This is a genomic window from Aeromonas sobria (assembly GCF_000820145.1).
Classification (GTDB): domain Bacteria; phylum Pseudomonadota; class Gammaproteobacteria; order Enterobacterales; family Aeromonadaceae; genus Aeromonas; species Aeromonas sobria.
In genome coordinates, this window is sequence record NZ_CDBW01000015.1 from 1 (window position 1) to 22627 (window position 22627).

Consider the following 22627-nt stretch of genomic DNA (forward strand, 5'->3'; position numbering starts at 1 on the left):
TATCAATCCCTGACGGAACGTGATTCGCGCTCTTCCCGCTCCCTTGCCAACAAGCGGTTGTACCACCCGTTACGGCAACCAAGCTGTGCATTGGAAGAGCACCGCCGAGTTCCATCTGCGGTGATAAATACAAAACGGAGCACGAGGCTCCGTTTTTCAATGCAGTATCAATCCCTGACGGAACGCGATTCGCGCTCTTCCCGCTCCCTTGCCAACAAGCGTTTGTACCACCAGCTACTGCGACGACGTTGTGCATTGGAAGAGCGACGAGCCATTTCTTAGGTTCCAGCCAAGAGAAGAAAGGAGCTGCATTATGCGACAGGGATCACGTCCATGTCTTTAGCTGGATCAAGAAAAGCCTCACTGCCCCACGGAAATCGTCTTCTGATCTTTCGCCCCTCTGGTGGCAGGCAGCACCATTGCAGGGGATCGCCAGGCCAGCGGGCCATTACTCTCGAGATCATTCAGCGGGCCGCACTCCAGCCAGATATCCCCCTGCAGTATCCGCCCCCCTTCAGAATATTTCTGATCCGCAAACCAGCAGACCCGCTCTGGCAAAGCGCCCAGTGGCAGCACCAGCCCGGGGCTGACAGACTCACCCGAAACCGTGGCTTTGGGGGTGGCCGATGCAGGTGCCAGCCAGAAGGCGGCCAGCAGGCAGAACAATAGATTTCTCATGGGGTAGATCCTGTTTCGTTGCGGGGTGCCCTCGATGGAGCGACCAGTCCCGGGGTTTACTTGACTGACAATCATACTGCCTGCTGGCATTGTGGAACCAATATGGTAGCCTGCCTGCGCCTGCGGGCAGGCTCTCGTTGCCACCCGCAAACTTCCGGTAAATTTGTCACTTCCTGACAAAATATAACCTTATTTATCAAATCGTTATTTGGATATTATCCCAATGCGTATCAAGCCGTTGCTTCAGGCGGCCTGCCTGAGCCTGATGTTGTCCGCCTGCGTTGCCCCATTGCTTATGATGAGCCCCACCAGCCAGCTGATGTGGGCCCTGCTCAAGCCGCTGGTCGGCTTTGATCCGAACGAGGTCAATCTGTTCGAACAACCCCTGATCAAGGATCGGATGACCGCCATCCTTGGCCCCAACTACGACAGCACCATGCAGTTGCTCAAGACCGCCGACAAGTTACAGCAGGAGGGGCCGCTTTTCTATGTGCTCTCCGAGTATGCGCCGGTGCCGGATATCGCCAAGCAGGCGGGTATGGTGTGGAACTCGCAAACCAACCAGATGTCGGTGCTGCTGCAAAAAGGGGATGGTACCACCCAGACCTTTGGCGAGAATCTGGCGGGCACGGCACCGACCTGGCCAACCACCATGCAGGGATGGCAGACCCCCACCAGCCAGCTCACCCCGGCGGCCAATGCCCTGACCGGAACTGCAACCGCAACCAGTCAGAGCGGCGCCTCCCCCTTCTCCCTTGGTAGCGCCCTGGGCACAGTGACCAGCAGCGTCACCGGCTCGCTGGCCGACAGCGCCAGCCAGGCCACCCAAGCGGTGAGCCAGAGCGCGACCAACCTGACTCGCAGTGCGACCACCGCAGTCACCGCGCCGGCCAAACAAGCAGCCAGCAGCGCAGCTGCCACCGTGACGCAGGAAGCCACCAAGGCTGTGGCTGCTCCCGCCAAACAGGCCGTAAGCAGCGCCGCCGCAACCGTGACGCAGGAAGCCACCAAGGCTGTGGCCGCACCCGCCAAACAGGCAGTCAGCAGTACCGCTGCAACCGCGACGCAGGAAACGGCCAAGGCCGTTGTCACTCCTGCCAAGCAGGCCGTAAGCAGCGCAGCCGCGACCGTAACGCAGGAAGCTACCAAAGCTGTTGCCGTTCCTGCCAAACAGGCGGTCAGCAGCGCCGCAGCCACCGTGACGCAGGAAGCCACCAAGGCCGTTACTGCTCCGGCCAAACAGGCAGTCAGTAGCGCCGCAGCCACCGTGACGCAAGAAGCGACCAAGGCTGTTGCCGCTCCTACCAAACAGGTCGTCAGTAGCACTGCCGCCACCGTGACACAGGAAGCCACCAAGGCCGTTACTGCTCCGGCCAAACAGGCTGTCAGTGCCGCCTCTCATACGGCCGGAGAGAGCATCGCCGATGCCGCCAGAGCGGCGGAAGCCAAGGCCCGCGCCAAGGCAGAGGCGGAGATGGAAGCCCTGCTCAAATAAACCGACAGGCCACCGCGAGGTGGCCTGTTTTTTATCCCGCCACCGGATCATGAAGTTATGGCAAAGGCCACATAGACTGTTAGGTAACTACTCGCACAAGGAGTGCACCATGCGTCATCTGCTCTCTGCTTTCGCCTCTCTCGCTCTGTTTATCGCGCTCCCGGCTCCGGCACTTATCTACTATTCGGAGCAAAACATGCCGCTCAATGGCCAGGATAAGAATGGTCAGCCTGTGGGGCTGGCGGTCGAGTTGCTGCGCCTGATGTGGCGCGAAATAGGGGAATCGGAGCAACCCATCCACTTTCTGCCCTGGGCCCGCGGCTGGTATCTGCTGACCCAGCAGCAAGAGGCCGTGCTCTTTACCACCGCCCATACCAAGGAGCGGGATCCCCACTTCCTCTGGGTCTGCCCCATCAGCCACTCGCGGGTGGCGCTGGTCGGCCGCAAGCAGGATGCCCCCAAAGTGGCTAGCAAAGCGGATCTCGCCAAGCTGCAGATCGGCGTGATGCAGGCGGATGTGGGGGAGCAGTTGTTGCTCAACCGCGGGATCAGCCCGGGCAATATGATGGCGGTGGAGCGCATGGATCAGGTGGTGCGCCAGCTGATCATGGCGCGTACCGATCTGGTGGCGGGCAACGAGGTGATGTTACGCCATCAGGCCAAGGAGCTGGGTTTCCCCAGCGAGGATTTTGTCACCGTCGCGATTCTTGAAGAGCAGGATAACTGCTTCGCCTTCAACCTGAGGGCAGACAAGCAGCAGGTTGCCCGCCTGCAACAGGCGCTGGACAAGGTCAAGCAGGGGGATGAATACAAAAAGCTGATGGCACGCTACCAGCAGCTCAGCATCCTGCCCGAAACCAGTCCCCCCATCCCGCGCCTCGAGTAACCCCGGCCCGCCCTATGGCGGGCTAGTTTTATCCCCCGCCGATTAGATGGGGGATGTCTCCACCGGCGCCGTAATGAGGTGGTTCAGAAAGAGATTGAACAGCTCGGCCCGCGAGCCGAGCCGCAGCTTGCCATAGAGGTGCTTGCGGTGATTCTTCACCGTGCCGCTGCCAATCCCGAGCGCAGCGGCAATCGCCTCGGTATCCAACCCCTGTAGCAGCAACCCCGCCACCTGCCGCTCACGCCGGGTGAGCCGATCCCCCCCGACACTCGCCATCGCCTGCTCCACCACACTCTTGAGGCTGGCGCTGTCCGGCTGCGCGGTGCTCTGGGCCAGCAGCGGCTGGCTCTGCTGCCACTGCTGACGACAGAGCGAATGTACCAGCGGGAACAGCTGCTCCAGCCTCGTCAGCTCGCTTTGGCTCAAAGTGCTGCGCTTGTCGAGGCGGCCGAGAAACAGCATCAGCGTCAGTCCGTCCCGCACCGGCAGGATCAGCCCCACCTCCTCCTGCCAGCCGGTGGCCTGATAGAAGTGGTGACGATATTCAGGATCGAGCCGCCCTTGGGAGACCTGTGCCAGCGTCCAGACGCCAGCAGGCAAGCCCTGTTCCAGCGCCTGCATAAAGGGATCCTGACTGAAGTGGCTGGTGAGGTAGCGATCAAACAGCAGGGCCCGCTGATGGTTGAGGTTGTCGTAGAGGTAGACGGGCCGCTGCCCCACCCCGAGCAGCAGGGCGCAATCAAACGCCACCTGTTGCTGGATCAGCCGCACCAGCGCCGCCGCAAAGGCGCTGCTGTGCAGGGCATCGACCACCTCGGTCATGCTGCGGGTCAAGGCATCTGTAGTGAATGGCTGGGTCATGGTGGCTCGCTTCCGGTGACGGGGAGCGATTCCCCGCTATGGCTGAATGCTAGCACGAGAGTGGCAAAACTGTCCCTCAGGGGACATATCCGCCACCGGCCAGAACGGCGAGGATGACGGCTTTTCCCACTGCTATTGGAGCCCCCATGATCAACCCCCACCTGCTCGATGAGCTGACCGAGCGCGGCCTTGTGGCACAGAATTCCGACCCGGCGGCCTTGGCCGACCACCTCGCCACCCCGCGCACCGTCTACTGCGGGTTCGATCCCACCGCCGGCAGCCTGCATATCGGTCATCTGGTGCCACTGTTGATGCTGCGCCGCTTCCAGCTGGCGGGCCACACCCCGGTGGCACTGGTGGGCGGGGCGACCGGCCTTATCGGCGATCCCAGCTTCAAGGCGACCGAGCGCAGCCTCAACAGTGCCGACACCGTGCTGGGTTGGGTCGCCAGCCTGTCGGCCCAGATCAGGGCGCTACTGCCCGCTGATGACGGTCTGTCGGCACCGCAACTGGTCAACAATGGCGACTGGATGGGGCAGATGTCCGCCCTCGATTTTCTGCGGGATATCGGCAAGCACTTCTCGGTCAACGCCATGCTGGCGCGGGAGTCGGTGCGCCAGCGGCTGGCCCGTCCAGATCAGGGCATCTCGTTCACCGAGTTCTCCTACGCCCTGCTGCAATCCTACGATTTTGCGGTGCTGCACCAGCGGCTCGGCTGCACCCTGCAGATTGGCGGCAACGACCAGTGGGGCAATATCACCAGCGGCATGGATCTCACCCGCCGCCTCCATCAGGCGCAGGTACACGGCATGACCCTGCCCCTTATCACCAAGGCGGACGGCACCAAGTTCGGCAAGACCGAGGGTGGAGCGGTCTGGCTCGATCCGGCGATCACCTCACCCTACGCCTTCTATCAGTTCTGGCTCGGCACCGCGGATGAGGATGTCTACCGCTTCCTGCGCTACTACAGCTTTATGTCGCTGAGCGCGATTGATGCACTGGAGGCGGAAGATGCGAAGCGACAGGGGCGCAAGCAGGCCCAGCAGGTGTTGGCGAACGAGCTGACCGAGCTGGTGCACGGCAAGGCGGCGCTGGCCGCGGTGCAGCGCATCAGCGACCTGCTGTTTAGCGGCGACGTGGCCCGCCTCGGCGAGAGCGATCTGGCCCAGCTGGCGCAGGATGGCATGCCGAGCAGCACCGTCAGTGGCGAGACCGATCTGGTCAGCCTGCTGGTGGAGTGCGGTCTGGCGAACTCCAGGCGCATCGCCCGCGAGCTGCTGGCGGCGGGGGCCATCAGCCTCAATGGTGTGCTCAAGCAGGATGAGCAGCTGAGTGCCAATGATCGGCTGTTTGGCCACTACCTGCTACTGCGCCGGGGCAAGAAGCAGTATCAACTGGTGGAGTGGCAATAAGCCGCTGGGCGGGGAGTTCAGCCTCCCCGCCCGCACCCTGAATCTCTTTTGAATCCTGAGTTGCGATCCCCCTCACAGCCTCTCCCGTCAGCAGCCACCATACTGGCACCGGCGAACATGGAGTACGCCACACAATCTGTTCCTCACGAATCAACAAGGATGCTGATGATGAAGAGATGGCTTCTGGTGCTGCTCTGCACCCTGCCCATGCTGGCACACGCCAGCGGATACACCCAGACCCGCTACCCCATAGTGCTGGTGCACGGCCTGTTCGGCTTCGACAAGTTACTCGGGGTCGATTACTTCTACGGCATTCCCCAGGCCCTGAGCCGGGATGGTGCCAAAGTCTACGTGGCTCAGGTGTCGGCCACCGCCAGCTCGGAACAACGGGGCGAACAGCTGCTCGCTCAGGTTGAGCTGCTGCTGGCGGCCACCGGCGCCGAGAAGGTCAACCTGATCGGCCACTCCCACGGCGGCCCCACCATCCGCTATGTCGCCTCGGTCGCCCCCGCTCTGGTCGCCTCCGCCACCAGCGTCGGCGGGGTCAACTACGGCTCCGAGATTGCCGATCTGGTGCGAGCCAACGCCGCCCCCGGCAGCGCCGCCGAGAAACTGACCGCCGCCGCTGCCCACGCCCTCTCCGGCATGATTTCACTGCTCTCGGGCGGGAGCCAGCTACCGCAAGATCCGGTCGCCGCCCTCGATGCCCTCACCAGCAAGGGGGCCAGCCAGTTCAATCAGCGCTACCCGGAGGGGCTGCCCAGCCGCTATTGCGGCGAGGGGCCAATGCAGGCCAACAACGGCGTCTACTACTTCTCCTGGAGTGGCCGCGGCAACCTGACCAATCTGCTGGATCCGGTGGATCCTGCGCTGGCGCTGACCGGTGCCTTTTTCAAAGAGCCCAATGACGGGCTGGTCGGGGTCTGCAGCAGCCACCTCGGCAAGGTGATCGGCACCGGCTACCGGATGAACCATCTGGATGAAGTGAACCAGTCCTTCGGTATCCACCATCTGCTCGAGACCGATCCGGTCACCCTCTATCGCCAGCACGCCAACCGCCTCAAGGAGCTGGGGTTATGAAGCGCGGCATACTGCTCGCCGTGCCCTGTACCATCACCCTGCTGATCGGCGGGGTGCTACTCTGGCCCACAGCACCGACGGCAGGCTCATCACCCGCTCAAGCCAGCCAGCATGCCCAGAGCCACCCGCACGATCCCGAGCAGGAGGCCACCGATGCGCTGCAGGCGCGCTACCGCACCTTTGTCTCCGCCCAGAGCAGCCTGACAGTGCCCACCGAGATCACCCTCGCCAGCCTGCAGATCCTGTTTGACGAGCGGGAGCAGCTGCGTCAGCAGAGCTTCAGCCCGGCCGAGCAGGCGCAGCTGTTTGCCGAGGATCGGTTGATGGAGCAGCTGACCCTGCGCCACAGGGCGCTGGCAGAGGCGAGAGACAGTGACAAGTCGCAGTTGGCCAGCGAGCTGGAGCTCTGGCTGGCGGAGCAACCGGGCTGGTTTCGCGAGGCGGAGGCCAACAGCCGCCTGCTTAAGGAGTTGCAGGGGCTAGCGCAGATGAACCCGGCCAAACGGGAGGCCCTGCTGCTGGAGACGGGAGGGCCGGAGGCGGTGGATCGGATGCGCCAGCTGGAGCAGAACCGGCAAGGGTTCAACGAGCAGCTCACCGGTTATCTGGCAGAGCGAAAACAACTGCCGAACGAGGCCCGGGCCGAACAGCAGCAGGAGCTGCTGGCTCGCTGGTTTGAGCCCGGACAGTGGCGCCGGGTCGAGGCGCTCACCCGGCTCAAGCTGGGGGAGCCACAAGCCGAATGAGAAGGGGGCCCGCGATGGGCCCCCTTGCTGTTGCGCTTATTGCGGCTTGTTGGCACCCGGCAGCGGCTGCCAGGTGAGGCGGGTTACCTGAGTGCCCTGCACCTCGCACTTGAGGCTCAGCTCCTGCCACCCCTTATCCTGACGCAGGGAGACCTCCCCCTCGACTCCCTGCTCGCCAATCTTCAGCTTCTCCTGCTCGAAGATCACCTTGTCGCCGTGGGCGAGCTCCATCAACTTGCCGTTGCAGAGCCAGTGGGCGAGATCTGCCCCCTTCAGCTTGACGCCGCCCTTGGCAGCCTTCTGCTCGGCCGCGCTCACCACAAACAGCTTGCTCAGCTCGGCGGCCCGTTTGGTGAGCCACTCCTGACGCTGCTGCATGCTCATCTTACTGACGAACTCGGCGGGCTGGCCCTTCTCGTCCAGCCATTGGGTCAGCTTGCCGCTGTCGTCAAAGGCGAACTGGGCGGCGGGCTCTTTGACCCCGAACAGCTTGCCCCCCTTGAAGTAGTAGCGGCTCTCCCCTTCCAGCTTGCCCAGCTCGTTCATGATGGGCACGGCGATGATGACGGGGGCGCCATCGATCCAGGCCTTGATATCGACACCGTCATGACTGAATTGACGGGTATCGAGGGCGCTCGCGGCCCCCTTCTCCATCAGGGTAAACTGCTCGGCGAGAGAAGCGGCCAGAGAAGGGAGGGAGCAGAATCCCAGGGTCAGCGCGATCGCTGTGTTGCGCATTGAGTTGTACATAGCACTCCTGTGATGGGCCATCCGGCCCGTTGTTAACTCTCTGTCAGCCAGGCCCGCAGACCTTCCCGGTGAGCATCGCTCAGGGGTAGGGATTGGCGGGCCCGGTAGTCAAAATGGATCAGGGTCGTTTCGGCGGTGACGGCCAGTTCGCCGCCCTGCCAGGCCTCCTGCCAGGCTGTGAAGGAGCTGGTGCCGATGCGGCGTACGCCGGTCTTGATGGTGACAGGCTGGCCGTAGAACAGCTCCCGTTTGAACTGCACCGTATAGCCCGCGATGATCAGATGCCAGTTATGCACATCCAGCTCGGGGGAGAAAATCCGGAACAGGGGATCCCGCGCCGATTCGAACCAGACTGCCGGCACCGTATTGTTGATATGGCCGAGGGCATCCGTCTCCTGAAAGCGGGGTTGGATCTGCATTTCCAGCATGGGTTGACTCCTTGTCTCTTTGTTTCTGTCCTTGTCCGTTCATTGGACATCAGTGGCCAATGGGTGGCGGCCGGGCATCATCAGCGGATCAGCATGTTACATGATACTGCTGGCCCAAGCACAGGGATGCCAGCGTCTCTGCGCGACCGGCCAGCGGGTGTCGCAGCGCGGCGAATTGTGGCGCTCTGCAAAAAAGGCAGACAGTAAAAAGCCCCGCACACCTGGGGTGTACGGGGCTGGTACAGATAACCAAACGGCTCGAGGACTAGCCGAGCAGATCGAAGCGATCCGCATTCATCACCTTATTCCAGGCGGTGATGAAGTCACAGACAAACTTCTCCCTGTTATCATCCTGGGCATAGACCTCGGCATAGGCGCGCAGCACCGAGTTGGAGCCGAACACCAGATCCACCCGGGTGGCCGTCCACTTCAACGCGCCGCTGCGGCGATCGCGGATCTCGTAGAGATTGCTCGCTTTCGGCAGCCACTGGCAACCCATGTCGGTCAGGTTGACGAAGAAGTCGTTGCTGAGCACCCCGACCCGATCGGTAAAGACCCCGTGCCCGGTACCGTCGTGGTTGGTGCCGAGCACCCGCATCCCGCCGACCAGCGCCGTCATCTCGCAGGCGGTGAGCCCCATCAACTGGGCGCGATCCAGCAGCAGCTCCTCCGCCGTCACCACATAGTCCTGTTTGAGCCAGTTGCGGAAACCATCAGCCAGCGGCTCCAGCACCTCGAACGAAGCCACATCAGTCTGGACCTGAGTGGCGTCGCCCCGGCCCGGCGCAAACGGCACGCTAACCGTCACCCCGGCGGCCTGCGCAGCCTGCTCGATGGCGAGGTTGCCCCCCAGCACGATGAGATCCGCGACGCTGACGCCACACTCGGCCGCCAGCTTGTCATAGACCGCCAGCACCTTCGCCAACTTCGCCGGTTCGTTGCCCGGCCAATCCTTCTGCGGCGCCAGCCGGATGCGGGCGCCGTTGGCACCGCCCCGCTTGTCGGAGCCACGGAAGGTGCGGGCACTATCCCAGGCGGTAGTGACCCGCTCGCTGATGGAGAGGCCGCTGGCGGCAATCCGGGCCTTGACCGCCACCACATCATAATCGGCACGTCCGGCTGGCACCGGATCCTGCCAGATCAGATCTTCTGTCGGCACATAGGGGCCGACATAGCGGCTCTTCGGCCCCATATCCCTGTGGGTCAGCTTGAACCAGGCGCGGGCAAAGGCGTCGGAGAAGGCCGCCGGATCATCGCGGAAACGCTCGGCAATCTTGCGATACTCGGGGTCGAATTTGAGCGCCATGTCGGCATCCGTCATCATGGGTTTGCAGCGGATCGAGGGGTCCTCCACATCCACCGGCATATCCTCTTCGGCGATATTGATCGGTTGCCACTGATGGGCTCCCGCCGGTGACTTTTGCAGCCACCAGTCGTACTTGAACAGCAGATCGAAGTAGCCGTTGTCCCATTGGGTCGGGTGGGTGGTCCAGGCCCCCTCGATGCCGCTGGTCACTGTGTTGCGGCCGATGCTGCGGCTGTGGTGATTGATCCAGCCCAGCCCCTGCTCCTCGAGGCTGGCCCCTTCAGGCTCGGGGCCAAGCTGTTTGGCATCGCCGTTGCCGTGAGCCTTGCCGACGGTGTGGCCACCGGCGGTCAGCGCCACCGTCTCTTCATCATCCATCGCCATGCGGGCGAAGGTGACTCGCATATCCTGCGCGGTTTTCAGGGGATCGGGCTGGCCATCCACCCCTTCCGGGTTGACGTAGATAAGCCCCATCATCACCGCCGCCAGCGGGTTTTCCAGATCCCGCTCGCCGGAGTAACGACCACCCGGCTTGCCGCTGGGCGCCAGCCACTCTTTCTCCGAGCCCCAGTAGATATCCTTCTCCGGGTGCCAGATATCCTCGCGGCCAAAGGCGAAGCCGAAGGTCTTGAGCCCCATGGACTCATAGGCCACGGTGCCCGCCAGAATGATCAAATCGGCCCAGCTGATCTTGTTGCCGTACTTCTTCTTGATGGGCCACAGCAGGCGACGGGCCTTGTCGAGGTTGGCGTTATCCGGCCAGGAGTTGAGGGGGGCAAAACGCTGGTTGCCGCTGCCGCCACCGCCGCGGCCATCGGCGATGCGGTAAGTACCAGCCGAGTGCCAGGCCATGCGGATCATCAGGCCGCCGTAGTGGCCCCAGTCGGCGGGCCACCACTCCTGACTGTCGGTCATCAGGGCAGTCACATCCTGCTTGAGGGCCGCCATATCGAGCCCCTTCAAGGCTTCCCGATAGTTGAAACCGGCCCCCAGCGGATTGGTCTTGGTATCGTGTTGGTGAAGAATGTCGAGGTTGAGGCTCTTCGGCCACCACTCCATTCTGGACGTCTCGACGGAGGTGGTTCCCCCGTGCATCACCGGGCATTTTCCTGCGGAACTGTCTGAATTGTTGCTCATCGTTTTCCTCATTTGCTCTGCTGTCCATAACCTGAAACAGCATGGCACAGAGGCGTGACACAAACTGTGCAGCGGCGGCCGCTTTACGGATCTTTCACGCAAGCGGCCCCTGAATGCCCGTCAGCCGCGACAGAAATTGGACGAACTATGGCGCCTCTGCGGGTTGATGGGTCGGCTCGGGCCGCAGCCAGGCGCTGCGAAAATCGAACCAGCCGAGCGCCGTCATCCGCACCCCGTGCACGCCGACCCGGCTCTCCAGCTCCAGCCAGTGGTGAAACAGCGGCACAAACCAGCTCTGCTGCTGCACAGTTGCCAGCAGGGCGCGGGGGCCGGGCTCGGCACCGCTGGCGCGCCACTGCATCAACCCCAGCCACAACTCATGCTGGCTGCCCCACACCTTGCGCAGCAACGGGGTGCCCTGCAACCAGGCGTAGGGGGCAAAGGGGCCGGCATGTTCGAGGTTGAGGGTGCCGAGCCAGAGATCCACGTCTTCATCCTCGCCACTCACCCAGTGACCGTAATCGAGGGTGCGCACCTCGAGCCTGATCCCCTGTTCGGCCAGCAGGCTGCTCATGGCGTTGGCGCACTCGTTGAACTCCAGATGCTGGTTGAAGCAGGCAAGCACCAAGGTCGTCGGCAACTGCGCCGGTATGGGCAAGGGCGCGGGTAGCGCTTCGCGCCAGTGGGGCAGCAAGCCGAGTGCACTGGTCCAGCCCCGTTGCAGCTCGGGGGCGACCCGCCCCATCAGAGCCACCGGATTGAGCAGTTGGCCCAGCCACTGGCGCAGGGCGGGATCCTGCAAGGATCCGGAACGATCGTCCTGCAGCAGGAAGTAGCAGCCCGACTCCAGCTCCGATTCGCCGCGCATGGTGCCGAGCTCGGGGCTGTCGCGCCCAAGCTGCAGATGGGTCTCCAGTCGCTCTGCCAATTCCGGCAGCATCCAGATATCGATCTCGTCGAGCAGGGCGCGCAGGCCGAAGTAGTCGTCAAACGCCGCAAGGCAAAGATGCAGGGGATCGTTGGCTGCCACCCGGTAAGGGCCGGTGCCCACAGGTTGCAGGGCAAAGCCCGCCTCCCCCTTGAGCTCTCGCGGCAAAATGGTCGCCACCGGCTCCGCCAGCAGGTGGGGCAGCCAGGGATCCGGGCTGTCGAGATAGAGATCCAGGGTGCGCGGCCAGGGGCTATCCAGCCGAGTCAGATGGGAAAACAGCGGCCGATCCCGCAGGGCCAGCAGACTCTCCATCACATCCTCCACCACCAGCTCGCGACCGTGGTGAAAGCGCACCGCCGGGCGCAGGTAGAAGCGCCAGTGGCAGGGGCCCAGACACTCCCAGTGGTGGGCCAGATCCCCTTCGATTTCCCCATTTTCCTCATTTCGCCGGGTGAGGCCGTTGAAGATCTGGCGGCTCAGGTGAATTTCGGAGCGGCGCATCGGGCCGGTGGGCAGCAACTGCGGCAACGGGCGATAGTATGGCACCCGCAGGATCTGGCGCCCCTCGCGGGTGGCCTGACCGAGCTGTTCGATCAGCAGCGGGGTGAGCAGATCGAGGCGATCCTCGGCCAGCCGCACCGCCTGCGCCAGCTGTCCCTGACTGAGCAGATCCCGCAAGCGGCGCCGGGTCAGGCTCTCCTGACTATCGAGCAGGGTGAGTCGGGAGCGCCGCCCCCGCCCCGCTTCCGCCGACCAGCTGAGCCAGCCCTGATCCTGCATCCGCCGCAGCAGCAGGCGAGCGTTGCGCGGGGTGCAGCAGAGCAGATCCGCCACCTCGGCGAGGCTGATCTCCCGCTCATCGCAGCCAAGCTGCTGGGCGAGTCGTTGAAATTGCTGGTAGAGGCGACCGGTCGGCATAAAAGAGGAAATCCTGTTGCTGTAAGTCATCAGTTTTTACTTCCGCATTTTAGCTCAATACTGCTGATGAACGTGAGAACCAGCAGAGGAGCACCATCATGAGCCACGCCAACCCCCTCAAACCGAACCGGATCCAACAGACCTTGCGCCGCTACTTCAAGCGGATCCTGCCGCGCCCCTTGCCGCTCATCGAGGATCCCATGCAGCAGCTCAACCGCCTGATGCAGTGGGATATGAACCAGATCGACGACAAGGAGTATCGCCGTCGCCTCTGAGTTGGCACTCCGTCGTCACCCCGATGAGATTGCTTTGCCGGATCTGATGGTTTACATCGGCCACGGGCCTGATAGATTGGACGTCTATCCATCTATAACTGCTCAGCTATAACTGCGACAAGCAACATCCAACAAGGAGTGTGTGATGAAAGATGCGACCCTGGCCCTGCACCATGGCTTTTCCAGCGACCCCACCACTAAGGCGGTCGCCGTGCCCATCTACCAGACGGTGGCCTACGAGTTCGAGAGCGCCCAGCACGGTGCAGACCTGTTCAATCTGGCGGTGCCGGGCAACATCTACACCCGCATCATGAACCCCACCAACGATGTGCTGGAGCAGCGGATGGCCGCGCTGGAAGGGGGGATCGCCGCGCTGGTGGTCTCGGCAGGTTCCGCAGCCATCACCTACGCCATTCAGGCGCTGACCGCCGCTGGTGACAACATCGTCTCCACCCCCCAGCTCTATGGCGGCACCTATACCCTGTTCGCCCACATGCTGCCGAGCTTCGGGGTCGAAGTGCGCTTCGCCAAAGATGACAGCGCCGAGGCCATCGCCGCCCTTATCGACGACAAGACCAAGGCAGTCTACTGCGAGAGCATCGGCAACCCGGCGGGCAACATCGTCGATCTGGCCGCGCTGGCCAAGGCAGCCCACGCCCGTGGCGTGCCGCTCATCGTCGACAACACGGTCGCCACCCCGGTGCTGTGCAAACCCATCGAACACGGCGCCGATATCGTGGTGCACAGCCTGACCAAATATGTCGGCGGCCACGGCAACTCGCTGGGCGGCGTAGTGGTCGACTCGGGCAAGTTCCCCTGGGCGGATCATGCCGAGCGCTTCCCGCAACTGACCAAACCCGAGCCCTCCTACCACGGGGTGGTCTATACCGAGGCTTTTGGCCCGGCCGCCTTTATCGGGCGGGTACGCACAGTGCCGCTGCGCAATACCGGCGCGGCGCTGGCGCCGATGAACGCCTTCCTGCTGCTGCAGGGGCTGGAGACCCTGAGCCTGCGCATGGAGCGCCACGTGGATAACGCCCTGCGGGTCGCCCACCACCTCAAGCATCACCCCAAGGTGGCCTGGGTCAGCTATGCCGGTCTGCCGGGTCACCCGCACTACCTGCTGGCAGAGAAGTACATGGCCGGTCGCCCCTCGGCCATTCTCTCGTTCGGTCTGAAGGATGGCTACGAAGCGGGCGTACGCTTCTACGATGCGCTGAAGATCTTCAAGCGGTTGGTCAATATCGGCGATGCCAAGTCGCTGGCCTGTCACCCCGCCTCCACCACCCATCGCCAGCTGAGCGAGGCCGAGCAGGCCAGGGCCGGTGTCAAACCGGAGATGATCCGGCTGTCGGTCGGGATCGAGGCGATCGAAGACATACTGGCGGATCTGGATCAGGCGCTGGAGGCATAAATCAGGCGTTGAGCGAGCGGGCATCAGCCCGCTCTTTTTTAGCTGCCGGTGAACCGCCATCCTCGCCCGTTCGTACACCTCATCCTGCCACCGAATCGAGGTCGTTATGATAGTCCTGCACCACCTGAACAAATCCCGCTCCCAACGCATCATCTGGCTGCTCGAAGAGCTGGGCCAGCCCTATGAGATCAAGGCGTACCAGCGCGATGCCACCACCTTTCTGGCACCGCCCGAGCTCAAGGCCATTCATCCCCTCGGCAAGTCCCCGGTCATCGAGCTCGACGGCCGGGTGCTGGCGGAATCGGGCGCCATCACCGAGTACCTGATCGCCCGCTACGCCCCGGAACGGCTGGCTCCGGCACCAGATAGCCCGGAGTATCCCGAATACCTGCAGTGGCTCCACTTTGCCGAGAGCTCCGGCATCCTGCCGCTGCTGCTCGACATGTTCGTGCGCAAGGATGGCAGCCAGATGCGCTTCCTGCCGGACTACGCCAAGGCGGAGTGTGCCAAGGTGCTGGGCTACCTCAACGATGTACTGACGACTCGCCACTATCTGGTGGGGGATCGCCTCTCCGGCGCCGACATCATGAACTCCTTCCTGGTTGATCTGCTGGCGCAAAGCGGTCAGCTGGCCCACTTCCCGCACCTGCAAGCCTACTGGGAACGCCTCAATACCCATCCTGCTCGCCAGAAGGCAGTGGAGCTGGAGCGCGAGCTGGATCAACGCCCCTGATCCAAACCGCCACCATGCAAAACGCCCCGACAGTCGGGGCGTTTTTGTTATGCAGGCAACGCGCGGTTTACTTGGTCAGCGGCACCTTGTCCCGACGCGACTTCCACCACCATCTCAAGCGGATCTGGGAGATCAGCATCCCCGCCAGCATCAGGGCGCAACCGGCGATGGCGCGCTCGTCCAGCGTCTCACCCAGCAGCAACACGCCACCCACGGCGGCGAATACCGTCTCCAGACTGAGGATGATGGCGGCGTGGGCCGGATGGGCACCCCGCTGCCCCACTACCTGCAGGGTATAACCGACCCCGACCGACACCAGCCCGGCATAGAGCAGCGCCTGCCAACCGGCCACAGCGCCAGCCACAGTCGGGGTTTCGATGACAAAGGCGGTGGCGAGGCTGAGCAGACCGCAGACCACGAACTGCACCCCGGCCAGCTTGATGGGGGCCACCCGATTGGAGTAGTGATCCACCAGCAGCAGATGAATGGCCCAGAACAGGGCACCGGCCACCTGCAACAGATCGCCAAAGCCTATGGTGAACTCATCGGTGACGCTCAGTACATAGAGTCCGCTCAGAGCGATCAGGGCACCAATCCAGGTATTGAGCCCGCTCTTGTGGCGCAGCAGCAGCCCCAGCACTGGCACCAGAATGATGTAGAGCCCAGTGATGAAACCGGCCTTGGCGGCAGTGGTATAGAGCAGCCCCACCTGCTGCAGGGAGGCGGCACAGAACAGCACCAGCCCGGCCAGCACGCCACCGGTCAGCAGTTGGCGATGGTCGCCCGCGACGGCAACAGGTTGTCGGGATTTGAGCCACCAGAGCAGCGGCAGCAGGGAGAGGGCGCCGAGCAGAAAGCGCAGGCCATTGAAGGTATAGGGCCCCATGTGATCCATCCCGAGGCGCTGGGCGACAAAGCCCATACCCCAGATGGTGGCAGCCATCAGCAACATCAGATTGGAGCGCATGGCGATTCTTCCTTAAATCGGCGCGTGACGGGTTATCCGATCCAAGATACCCGCCTCCCTATCCTCTTGTCTCCACCCTTTATCTTCGCTCTTTGTCTCCACGCTCTGCGCCGCAGTGCTCCTCACTGCCGCTCGCTTTACAGCAGCGGAGGCTTGGTGAGCACGGCCAGCAGGGCGACCAGCACCAGATTGCCCCGCAGGATCCACACCACCCGGAAGTGCTGCTGGATGGAGATCATCGGCGCCTTGCCCAGACGCAGGGCGCGACGCCAACGATAGAAGAGACGGCTGGGGTAATCGAGGGAGCAGACAATCAGTAGAAACAGCCCCATTTTGAGGCCGTGGACAGGATGGGCAAAGATCTGCGCCACCGAACTGGCATGCTCGTGGGCCAGCAGACAACCGGTGGCAAAGATGGAGAAGAGCGCCAGCGCAGCCACCCCATCTGCCAGCAGCAGACGGCGCACCCGCACCATATTCAGGCCGCGACGAAAGATCAGATATTCGACACAGAGGGCCAGGATCAGCACAGCTATGCTGCCGTAGTGGGCCATTGAGAGCAGAGTGTGGTTCAGCATCGGAAAAATCTCATTTTCTGCCTTTAGACGAGCAGCACAGCATCATATATGCTGGTGTCACCCGAGCTGAAAAGGATCTGTTCATGTCCCCCGGCAAGCCCAAGAACACTTGGTCTTTAATCACCCGCATGCGGCTTGGCCTCCTCTTGCTCTTTATCCCCGTATTGCTGCTCGGCAGCATCTACTACCTGCATATGGAGCGCACCCTGCGCCACGAGCAGCAACAGAACCTGATTGCTCGCAACACCCAGTATTTCCATACCCTGATCGAACCCTATCTGGCGACGCTCAAACGCCAGTTTACGCTCATTTATCAGCAGGTAAATTATCAGGATTTCAGCGGCCCGGAGATCCGCAACGGCGAGCGCTACCTGCAACAGTGGCAGGCCTATCACAAGGTGATGGAGCTCGATTACGTCTATGTGGGCACCGAGCATCGCAAGATGCTGATCCACCCATCCTGGCAAGCCGACGAGAAGTTCGATCCCAGAACCCGCCCCTGGTATCTACTGGCTGCCAGCCACCCGAACCAGATTGTCTGGACCGCTCCTGACTACGACTACACCCTTGGCACCCTCACCATGGCGCTGGCCCGGGTGATTGAAGATCCTGACGGCAAGCGGGTTGGCGTACTCTCGCTGGATACCCAGCTCACCCCACTCGCCAGCTGGCTCAACAACAAGCATGATGAGGCCCATCCTCTGGGGTCGGGCTATCAGATCCTGCTCAATCATGACGGGCTGGTGCTGGCCCATCCGGATCGCGAACGGGTATTCAAACCCCTCGCCCACCCCGACTGGCTGGCACAGATGCAACTGCCACAGGGCTTTTTCCTCGATGATGCCAGCGGCATGATGGTCTCCTACTACCGCATCCCCGAGCAGCGCTGGATCCTGCTCAGCGTCGAGCCCACCGCCAGCATGCAACAGGTGATCGACAGCGTTTCCATCAACGTGCAACTGATGATTGCCCTCGCCTGCATTCTCTATCTGCTGCTGGCCCTGCTCTGGTCACGCTACTTCCGCCGCATGCTGGGAGAGATCACCCTGCTGATCCGCGCCAGCCGCTCCGGCGGTATCGCCTACAACGGCCGCCGTATGCTGGAGCTAGCCAAGGTCTATGAAGAGATGGATGCCGCTAGCCAGGACTTTGCCCAGATCCGCCTGCAAGCCAATCAGGACAAACTCACCGGCCTTTACAACCGCCGCTTCTTCGATGAGTGCCTGCAAAAGCAGAGCAGCAGTGGCGCACCTTTCGGGGTGGTGATGTTCGATCTGGATGACTTTAAACGGGTCAATGATACCCACGGCCATCAGGCGGGGGACGTGGTGCTCAAACGGGTGAGCAAGCTGGGCATGAATCTGTTCCACGACTGGGGCTGGTTCTGCCGCTACGGCGGTGAAGAGCTGGTGCTGATCTTTCGGCTGGAGATGAAAATAAACGAGGTCGCCTCCCTGCTGGAGACCTTCAGGCTCGCGGTCGAGCAGCTGGAATGGCGCGAACCCGACCTCAGCATCACCATCAGCGGCGGGGCAGCCTTTAGCCACTCGGGCCTCTCGGCCAAAGAGCTGGTGGAGCTGGCCGACAAGGGGGTTTATCAGGCCAAGCGGGAGGGGAAAAACCGCATCTGCTTCCCCCAGAGTCGTGTCCATGACCCGATGGAAGAGGATCCCCCTCCTCACCTTGATCAGACTCGACGGCATGCCCATTAAGTGGAAGGGTGATCACCAGCGGGACATAAAAACCAAGAGAGAGGCTCCAGCCTCTCTCTTTGATTATCGTGCTTCTTGCCGCACGTTAAACCTGTGCGGCACGCGACTCAGCGCTGCCACTCCCACACCGGCCAGCCCAGCTCCCCGGCCTGCTGGCGCAGTGCGGGGGCCGGATTGACCGCATGGGGATGGCTCACCGCCCGCAGCATCGGCAGATCATTGTGGGAATCGCTATAACCAAAACTCCCCTGCCATAGGTTGTCCCTTCCGGCAAACAGCTGGTTGATGCGGGCCACCTTGCCTTCGCGAAAACTGAGGGTGCCGCGGGTCTGGCCGGTCAGCATCCCCTCCTCCTCATCGAGTAGGATGGCGACGCCGTGATCCATTCCCAACATCTTTGCCATGGGGGCCACCAGATGCTCGCCGGAAGCGGAGATAAGCACCAGCTCGTCGCCCCGCTCCCGATGCCATTCGATACGCGCCAACCCCTCGGGGTAGAGCCGCTCGCGCAGCACCTGCTCGGCAAAGTGGTGGCACTGCTGGCTGAGCCATTGGCGCGACTTGCCCGCCAGCGGCTGCAGGGTGAAGGCCATGTACTGGTGCATGTCCATCTTGCCCTGATGGTAGAGAGACATCATCCCCTGCTCCTCGGCCACCATGCCCGCCGGAGCAAGCTCCCCGGCCACCATGTACTCCAGCCAGAGGCTGGCGGAATCCCCGGCAATCAGGGTCTCGTCCAGATCAAACAGTGCTAGTGCCATGGGCGCTCCTCGCAGTGAAAATGGAAATGAAATGCGGTGTCATGCTACCTCACAAAGTTGATCCCGGGCCACCGCCAGGGTCACGGCGCTGCCGGTTGCCAGCAGATCGCCAGCCGAACGGTTGAGGCAATCCACCGTCAACAGCCCCGCCTCGCACTCCACCTGATAGCGGATCACGTTGCCGAGCAGCTGTTGCTGGCGAATGATGCCGGGCAGGCTGGGCTCGCTGCTGGTCGCTCCGGCGGGCAGCAGGGTGATGGACTCTGGCCGCAGCGCCAGCTTGCCCTGAAAACGGGGGCCGAACAGCGACTTGCCCAGCTCTGCGCCAAGCAGGTTGTAGTTGCCGATAAAGCTCGCCACAAACTCGCTGGCGGGACGGGTGTAAATCTGCTCCGGCGTACCGCTCTGGACTATGGATCCCTTGTTCATCAGGAAGATCCGATCCGACATGGTGAGCGCCTCCTCCTGATCGTGGGTCACGAAGATGGTGGTGAGCTCAAGGCGCTGCTGGATTTCGCGGATCTGCTGGCGCAGGCTGCGGCGGATACGGGCATCCAGCGCCGAGAGCGGCTCGTCCAGCAACAGGATCCTTGGCCGTACCACCAGGGCGCGCGCCAGTGCCACCCGCTGGCGCTGGCCGCCGGAGAGCTCCCCCGGATAGCGGCGCTCGAAGCCGGTCAGCTCCACCAGCTCCAGCGCCTCTTTCACACTGGCTGCCAGCTCCCGCCCCGGCTGGGGTTTCATCTTGAGGCCGAAAGCCACGTTGTCCCACACCGTCATGTTGGGGAAGAGCGCATAGCTCTGGAACACCATGCCGATGCCCCGCTTCTGGGGCGCCTGCCAGGTGATCTCTTCACCGGCCACCCGCACCTGACCGCCATCCACCGGAGTGAGCCCGGCCAGCGCCCTCAGCAGGGTCGATTTGCCGCAGCCGGAGGGGCCGAGCAGGGTCACCAGCTCCCCCTTGCGGATGCCGAATTCGATCCCCTCGAACACCGGAGTATCGCCGTAGGATTTGTGCAACTGATTGACTTCTAAATGAAACATCTTGGATCACCGATGAAATCTGTTGGCTGCCCAGGTGAGCAGCAGGGTCAGCAGGAAGTAGCTCATCACCAGCGTACTGGTGAAGTGGCCCGAGGTGGCGCGCATGTTGTAGAGGTAAACCTGCAGGGTCTCGTAACGGGTGCCCACCAGCATGTTGGCAAACACGAACTCGCCGAGCAGGAAAGAGAGCGAGAGAAACAACGCCGCCAGCAATCCCTTGCGCAGGCAAGGGATCACCACCAGCAGAAAGGCGCGCCGACTGCTTGCTCCCAGCAGATGGGCGGCATCCATCAGATCCCTGAGCGGCACCCCTTGCAGGCTGTTGGCCAGCGCCCGGTACATGAAGGGCAACACCACGGTGAACCAGGTGCCGATCAGGATCCATGGCGTGCCGATAATTGGCAGCGGGCCGTCGGCGTAGATCTGCAGCAGCCCCACCGAGGAGACCACCGGCGGCACCGCAAAGGGGAGCAAGATTAGCAGGTTCATCCAGGGGTCCAGCTTGGGGAAGTAATAGGCCACCACCAGCACGGTCGGCACCAGCACCAAAGTCCCCAGCAGCAGGGTGGCGAAGCAGACCAGCAGGCTGCGGCCAAACGCCGCAAGAAAGCGCGGGTCGCCCCACAGTTTGAGATACCAGTCGAGGGTGAAGCCATCCGGCAGCAGGGTAGCCCCCCAGCGGGTGGAGATGGAATAGAGGAAGGTGGCCAGCAGCGGCAGCAGCAGGGTGGCGACCAGCCCACCCAGCACCCACTTGGGCCAGCGCGGCGTCAAATCATGCATGGGATTGCCCCCTGTTCACATAGCTCTTTTTCAGCAGCCACTGGTTGGCGGCCGTCACCACCCCCAGCAGCACCATCAGGATCACCGCCAGCGCCGCGGCCATGTTGGGCTCGAGGAAGATATCGCCGGAGACCAGACTGGCCACCCGGATGGTCACCAGATTGAAGTTGCCGGTGGTGAGGGCGTAGGCGGAGGCGTAGGCCCCCACCGCGTTGGCAAACAGGATGATCAGGGTGCCGAGCAGGGCGGGCGTGAGCACCGGCAGCGCCACGTGCCACACATACTGCCCCTTGCTCGCCCCCAGCAGCGCCGCAGCCTGCGGCCACTCATCCTGCAGCGCATCGAACGCCGGATAGAGCAGCAGCAGGGCGAGCGGGATCTGGAAATAGGTGTAGATAAGGATCAGGCCCGACCCCGAGTAGAGGTTGAAGCCGTCGATCAATCCCCAGGATTTCAGCAGCAGGGTAACCGCGCCGTTGATACCGAGAATGATGATGAAAGCGAACGCCAGCGGCACCCCACTGAAGTTGCCGGTCATGGTGACAAAGGCCAGCAGCAGCCGCTTGACCCGCTCGCCGCTGTGACGCAGCGCCGCCGCCCCCAGAGTGCCGATGGCAAGCCCCGCCAGACTGGCGATACCGGCGATACGCAAGGAGTTGCCGAAGGACTGCAGGTAGAAGGGGGAGCTCAGGATCTCCCGATAGTAGTCGAGGCCCCAGCCATCGGGGGTCTGAAAGCTGCCCACCAGCACCCACACCATGGGGGCTAGCTGGAACAGGATCATCAACAGGACAAACGGCAGCAGCACCAGCGCGGGCAACCAGTGGCGGCGCACCTTGTGCTTGGTTGCCACAGGTTGATCCGCGAGGATCTCGGTGGTTGCAGGCATCATCAGTGCACCTCACGCATAAAGGCCGCCTTGAGCAGCGGTGGCACTGCCGGCTTGTCGTGGGGAATGCCCAGCAAGTCGGCCATCAGGGCGCAGAGCTGGGTCTGGGCGATCACCACGCCGTCCGGCCAATGCTCGATAAAGGCATCGCCAAACAGCCAGAGCGGCACGGTACGTTCTTCAGGCAGGGTGCCGCCGTGGCTCAGGTCGTTGTTCATGCCGTGATCCGAGGTGATCACCACCTGATACCCCTCCGCCAGCCACTGGGGCAGCAGATCGGCCAGCAGGCTGTCCATCCGGCGCGCCTGATTGCGGTACTGGCGCGAATCGAGGCCAAACTGGTGGCCAGCGTCATCCACCCCCATCGGGTGGATCAGCAGAAAATCGGGGTCGTACTGGCTGCGCAACCACTCGCCATCCATCAGCAGATGGCTGTCGGGATAGTTGTCATCCCAGTAGAAGCAGCCGTGCTGGATGGGCAGTTGCTCGTCATGGGTATAGCGATCCCGCGCAGCCAGCCAGGGGCTGCGGTTATAGAGTTCGCTCACCCAGTAGTAGGCCGCTGCCGCCGTGCGTTTACCCGCGGCGCGGGCCAGATGGAAGATGGCGTCGTGCTGGCTCAAGCGACTCACCCCGTTGTGGGTGATGCCGCTTACCACCGGCGGCACGCCGGTCAGGATGCACTCGTAGAGAGGCCGGGAGAGAGACGGCAGGGCAGCATTCAGGGTCGTATGCAGGCCCCGCCCCGCCTCCACCATGCCACCGAGGTAGCCCATGGTGTGGGCTACCTCGGCTGCCAGACCATCCACAAGTACCACTATCACCTTGTGTTGCACTGGA

Annotated in this window: 22 protein-coding genes; 9 read left to right on the plus strand and 13 right to left on the minus strand. The window is 62.8% G+C overall.

Annotated features, from left to right (window positions below; all coding sequences use genetic code 11):
* Positions 1–360: 360 nt before the first annotated feature.
* Complete coding sequence (locus tag BN1135_RS06675; protein WP_042019812.1) at positions 361–678, minus strand: DUF1496 domain-containing protein; 318 nt, start codon at positions 676–678, stop codon at positions 361–363.
* A gap of 223 nt (positions 679–901) precedes the next feature.
* Between BN1135_RS06675 and BN1135_RS06680 the strand changes: the two genes are divergently transcribed.
* The gene (locus BN1135_RS06680; RefSeq protein ID WP_042019814.1) at positions 902–2173 is read left to right on the plus strand and encodes a hypothetical protein; all 1272 of its coding nucleotides are present in this window, start codon (positions 902–904) and stop codon (positions 2171–2173) included.
* A 109-nt stretch (positions 2174–2282) separates the two neighbouring features.
* A complete protein-coding gene (locus BN1135_RS06685) occupies positions 2283–3059 on the plus strand; it encodes a substrate-binding periplasmic protein (RefSeq protein WP_042019815.1) in 777 nt (258 codons plus the stop codon).
* Between the two features lie 42 nt (positions 3060–3101).
* Here BN1135_RS06685 and BN1135_RS06690 read toward each other — a convergent pair whose 3' ends face one another.
* The gene (locus BN1135_RS06690) at positions 3102–3920 is read right to left on the minus strand and encodes a helix-turn-helix domain-containing protein (protein ID WP_042019817.1); all 819 of its coding nucleotides are present in this window, start codon (positions 3918–3920) and stop codon (positions 3102–3104) included.
* Positions 3921–4066: 146 nt separating this feature from the next.
* Here BN1135_RS06690 and tyrS point away from each other — a divergent pair, with 146 nt between their 5' ends.
* The 3 genes from tyrS to BN1135_RS06705 all read left to right on the plus strand — a co-directional run bounded on the left by tyrS (position 4067) and on the right by BN1135_RS06705 (position 7158).
* Complete coding sequence (gene tyrS, locus BN1135_RS06695; RefSeq protein WP_042019818.1) at positions 4067–5332, plus strand: tyrosine--tRNA ligase; 1266 nt, start codon at positions 4067–4069, stop codon at positions 5330–5332.
* Positions 5333–5500: 168 nt separating this feature from the next.
* Positions 5501–6412 carry a lipase family alpha/beta hydrolase gene (locus BN1135_RS06700; protein WP_042019820.1) on the plus strand — a complete coding sequence of 304 codons (912 nt, stop codon included), beginning with the start codon at positions 5501–5503 and terminating at the stop codon, positions 6410–6412.
* Positions 6409–7158: a lipase secretion chaperone gene (locus BN1135_RS06705; protein ID WP_042019822.1), complete on the plus strand. Its 750-nt coding sequence runs from the start codon at positions 6409–6411 to the stop codon at positions 7156–7158. The genes BN1135_RS06700 and BN1135_RS06705 overlap by 4 nt, the downstream gene beginning before the upstream one ends.
* 36 nt (positions 7159–7194) lie before the next feature.
* Here BN1135_RS06705 and BN1135_RS06710 read toward each other — a convergent pair whose 3' ends face one another.
* The 4 genes from BN1135_RS06710 to sgrR form a co-directional block, all read right to left on the minus strand.
* Positions 7195–7896 (minus strand): hypothetical protein, encoded by a 702-nt coding sequence (locus tag BN1135_RS06710; RefSeq protein ID WP_042019882.1) that lies wholly within the window; start codon positions 7894–7896, stop codon positions 7195–7197.
* A 44-nt stretch (positions 7897–7940) separates the two neighbouring features.
* Positions 7941–8336, minus strand: a complete 396-nt coding sequence (locus BN1135_RS06715) for an acyl-CoA thioesterase (RefSeq protein ID WP_042019823.1) — start codon at positions 8334–8336, stop codon at positions 7941–7943.
* Positions 8337–8601: 265 nt separating this feature from the next.
* A complete protein-coding gene (katG, locus tag BN1135_RS06720) occupies positions 8602–10779 on the minus strand; it encodes a catalase/peroxidase HPI (RefSeq protein ID WP_042019825.1) in 2178 nt (725 codons plus the stop codon).
* Positions 10780–10924: 145 nt separating this feature from the next.
* Entirely contained in the window at positions 10925–12628 is a 1704-nt protein-coding gene (gene sgrR / locus BN1135_RS06725; protein ID WP_042019827.1) for an HTH-type transcriptional regulator SgrR, read from the minus strand.
* Between the two features lie 98 nt (positions 12629–12726).
* On the opposite strand from sgrR, the gene BN1135_RS22010 reads away from it, so the two are divergent.
* The 3 genes from BN1135_RS22010 (at position 12727) to BN1135_RS06735 (ending at position 15050) form a co-directional block, all read left to right on the plus strand.
* Positions 12727–12903 carry a hypothetical protein gene (locus BN1135_RS22010; RefSeq protein ID WP_005336463.1) on the plus strand — a complete coding sequence of 59 codons (177 nt, stop codon included), beginning with the start codon at positions 12727–12729 and terminating at the stop codon, positions 12901–12903.
* A gap of 145 nt (positions 12904–13048) precedes the next feature.
* A complete protein-coding gene (locus BN1135_RS06730) occupies positions 13049–14317 on the plus strand; it encodes an O-acetylhomoserine aminocarboxypropyltransferase/cysteine synthase family protein (RefSeq protein ID WP_042019830.1) in 1269 nt (422 codons plus the stop codon).
* Positions 14318–14423: 106 nt separating this feature from the next.
* On the plus strand, positions 14424–15050 hold the full coding sequence (locus tag BN1135_RS06735) for a glutathione S-transferase family protein (protein ID WP_042019833.1): 627 nt from the start codon (positions 14424–14426) through the stop codon (positions 15048–15050).
* Positions 15051–15117: 67 nt separating this feature from the next.
* On the opposite strand, the gene BN1135_RS06740 is transcribed toward BN1135_RS06735, so the two are convergent.
* Positions 15118–16017, minus strand: coding sequence for a DMT family transporter (locus tag BN1135_RS06740; protein ID WP_042019834.1), 900 nt, complete (start codon positions 16015–16017; stop codon positions 15118–15120).
* Positions 16018–16154: 137 nt separating this feature from the next.
* On the minus strand, positions 16155–16595 hold the full coding sequence (locus BN1135_RS06745; protein ID WP_042019835.1) for a DUF2214 family protein: 441 nt from the start codon (positions 16593–16595) through the stop codon (positions 16155–16157).
* An 83-nt stretch (positions 16596–16678) separates the two neighbouring features.
* On the opposite strand from BN1135_RS06745, the gene BN1135_RS06750 reads away from it, so the two are divergent.
* Positions 16679–18307 (plus strand): sensor domain-containing diguanylate cyclase, encoded by a 1629-nt coding sequence (locus tag BN1135_RS06750; RefSeq protein ID WP_042019839.1) that lies wholly within the window; start codon positions 16679–16681, stop codon positions 18305–18307.
* 107 nt (positions 18308–18414) lie between these two features.
* Here BN1135_RS06750 and BN1135_RS06755 read toward each other — a convergent pair whose 3' ends face one another.
* The 5 genes from BN1135_RS06755 to BN1135_RS06775 are packed head-to-tail and all read right to left on the minus strand — an operon-like array spanning position 18415 to position 22623.
* Positions 18415–19068: an HAD family hydrolase gene (locus BN1135_RS06755; RefSeq protein ID WP_042019842.1), complete on the minus strand. Its 654-nt coding sequence runs from the start codon at positions 19066–19068 to the stop codon at positions 18415–18417.
* A 39-nt stretch (positions 19069–19107) separates the two neighbouring features.
* Positions 19108–20115 carry an ABC transporter ATP-binding protein gene (locus tag BN1135_RS06760; protein ID WP_042019844.1) on the minus strand — a complete coding sequence of 336 codons (1008 nt, stop codon included), beginning with the start codon at positions 20113–20115 and terminating at the stop codon, positions 19108–19110.
* Positions 20116–20121: 6 nt separating this feature from the next.
* Positions 20122–20898, minus strand: a complete 777-nt coding sequence (locus BN1135_RS06765; RefSeq protein ID WP_042019847.1) for an ABC transporter permease — start codon at positions 20896–20898, stop codon at positions 20122–20124.
* Positions 20891–21790 carry an ABC transporter permease gene (locus tag BN1135_RS06770; protein WP_042019850.1) on the minus strand — a complete coding sequence of 300 codons (900 nt, stop codon included), beginning with the start codon at positions 21788–21790 and terminating at the stop codon, positions 20891–20893. Before BN1135_RS06770 ends, BN1135_RS06765 begins: the two co-directional genes overlap by 8 nt.
* Positions 21790–22623 (minus strand): alkaline phosphatase family protein, encoded by an 834-nt coding sequence (locus BN1135_RS06775; protein WP_042019852.1) that lies wholly within the window; start codon positions 22621–22623, stop codon positions 21790–21792. Before BN1135_RS06775 ends, BN1135_RS06770 begins: the two co-directional genes overlap by 1 nt.
* Positions 22624–22627: the final 4 nt, after the last annotated feature.

Coding starts and splice junctions, on each gene's coding strand:
- BN1135_RS06755 (WP_042019842.1), bottom strand. CDS start 19,068: ATGGCACTAGCACTGTTTGATCTGGACGAGACCCTGATTGCCGGGGAT.
- BN1135_RS06735 (WP_042019833.1), top strand. CDS start 14,424: ATGATAGTCCTGCACCACCTGAACAAATCCCGCTCCCAACGCATCATC.
- BN1135_RS06750 (WP_042019839.1), top strand. CDS start 16,679: ATGTCCCCCGGCAAGCCCAAGAACACTTGGTCTTTAATCACCCGCATG.
- BN1135_RS06675 (WP_042019812.1), bottom strand. CDS start 678: ATGAGAAATCTATTGTTCTGCCTGCTGGCCGCCTTCTGGCTGGCACCT.
- BN1135_RS06685 (WP_042019815.1), top strand. CDS start 2,283: ATGCGTCATCTGCTCTCTGCTTTCGCCTCTCTCGCTCTGTTTATCGCG.
- BN1135_RS06710 (WP_042019882.1), bottom strand. CDS start 7,896: ATGCGCAACACAGCGATCGCGCTGACCCTGGGATTCTGCTCCCTCCCT.
- BN1135_RS06740 (WP_042019834.1), bottom strand. CDS start 16,017: ATGCGCTCCAATCTGATGTTGCTGATGGCTGCCACCATCTGGGGTATG.
- BN1135_RS06765 (WP_042019847.1), bottom strand. CDS start 20,898: ATGCATGATTTGACGCCGCGCTGGCCCAAGTGGGTGCTGGGTGGGCTG.
- BN1135_RS06745 (WP_042019835.1), bottom strand. CDS start 16,595: ATGCTGAACCACACTCTGCTCTCAATGGCCCACTACGGCAGCATAGCT.
- BN1135_RS06680 (WP_042019814.1), top strand. CDS start 902: ATGCGTATCAAGCCGTTGCTTCAGGCGGCCTGCCTGAGCCTGATGTTG.
- BN1135_RS06715 (WP_042019823.1), bottom strand. CDS start 8,336: ATGCTGGAAATGCAGATCCAACCCCGCTTTCAGGAGACGGATGCCCTC.
- BN1135_RS22010 (WP_005336463.1), top strand. CDS start 12,727: ATGAGCCACGCCAACCCCCTCAAACCGAACCGGATCCAACAGACCTTG.
- tyrS (WP_042019818.1), top strand. CDS start 4,067: ATGATCAACCCCCACCTGCTCGATGAGCTGACCGAGCGCGGCCTTGTG.
- sgrR (WP_042019827.1), bottom strand. CDS start 12,628: ATGCCGACCGGTCGCCTCTACCAGCAATTTCAACGACTCGCCCAGCAG.
- BN1135_RS06760 (WP_042019844.1), bottom strand. CDS start 20,115: ATGTTTCATTTAGAAGTCAATCAGTTGCACAAATCCTACGGCGATACT.
- katG (WP_042019825.1), bottom strand. CDS start 10,779: ATGAGCAACAATTCAGACAGTTCCGCAGGAAAATGCCCGGTGATGCAC.
- BN1135_RS06705 (WP_042019822.1), top strand. CDS start 6,409: ATGAAGCGCGGCATACTGCTCGCCGTGCCCTGTACCATCACCCTGCTG.
- BN1135_RS06730 (WP_042019830.1), top strand. CDS start 13,049: ATGAAAGATGCGACCCTGGCCCTGCACCATGGCTTTTCCAGCGACCCC.
- BN1135_RS06690 (WP_042019817.1), bottom strand. CDS start 3,920: ATGACCCAGCCATTCACTACAGATGCCTTGACCCGCAGCATGACCGAG.
- BN1135_RS06700 (WP_042019820.1), top strand. CDS start 5,501: ATGAAGAGATGGCTTCTGGTGCTGCTCTGCACCCTGCCCATGCTGGCA.
- BN1135_RS06770 (WP_042019850.1), bottom strand. CDS start 21,790: ATGATGCCTGCAACCACCGAGATCCTCGCGGATCAACCTGTGGCAACC.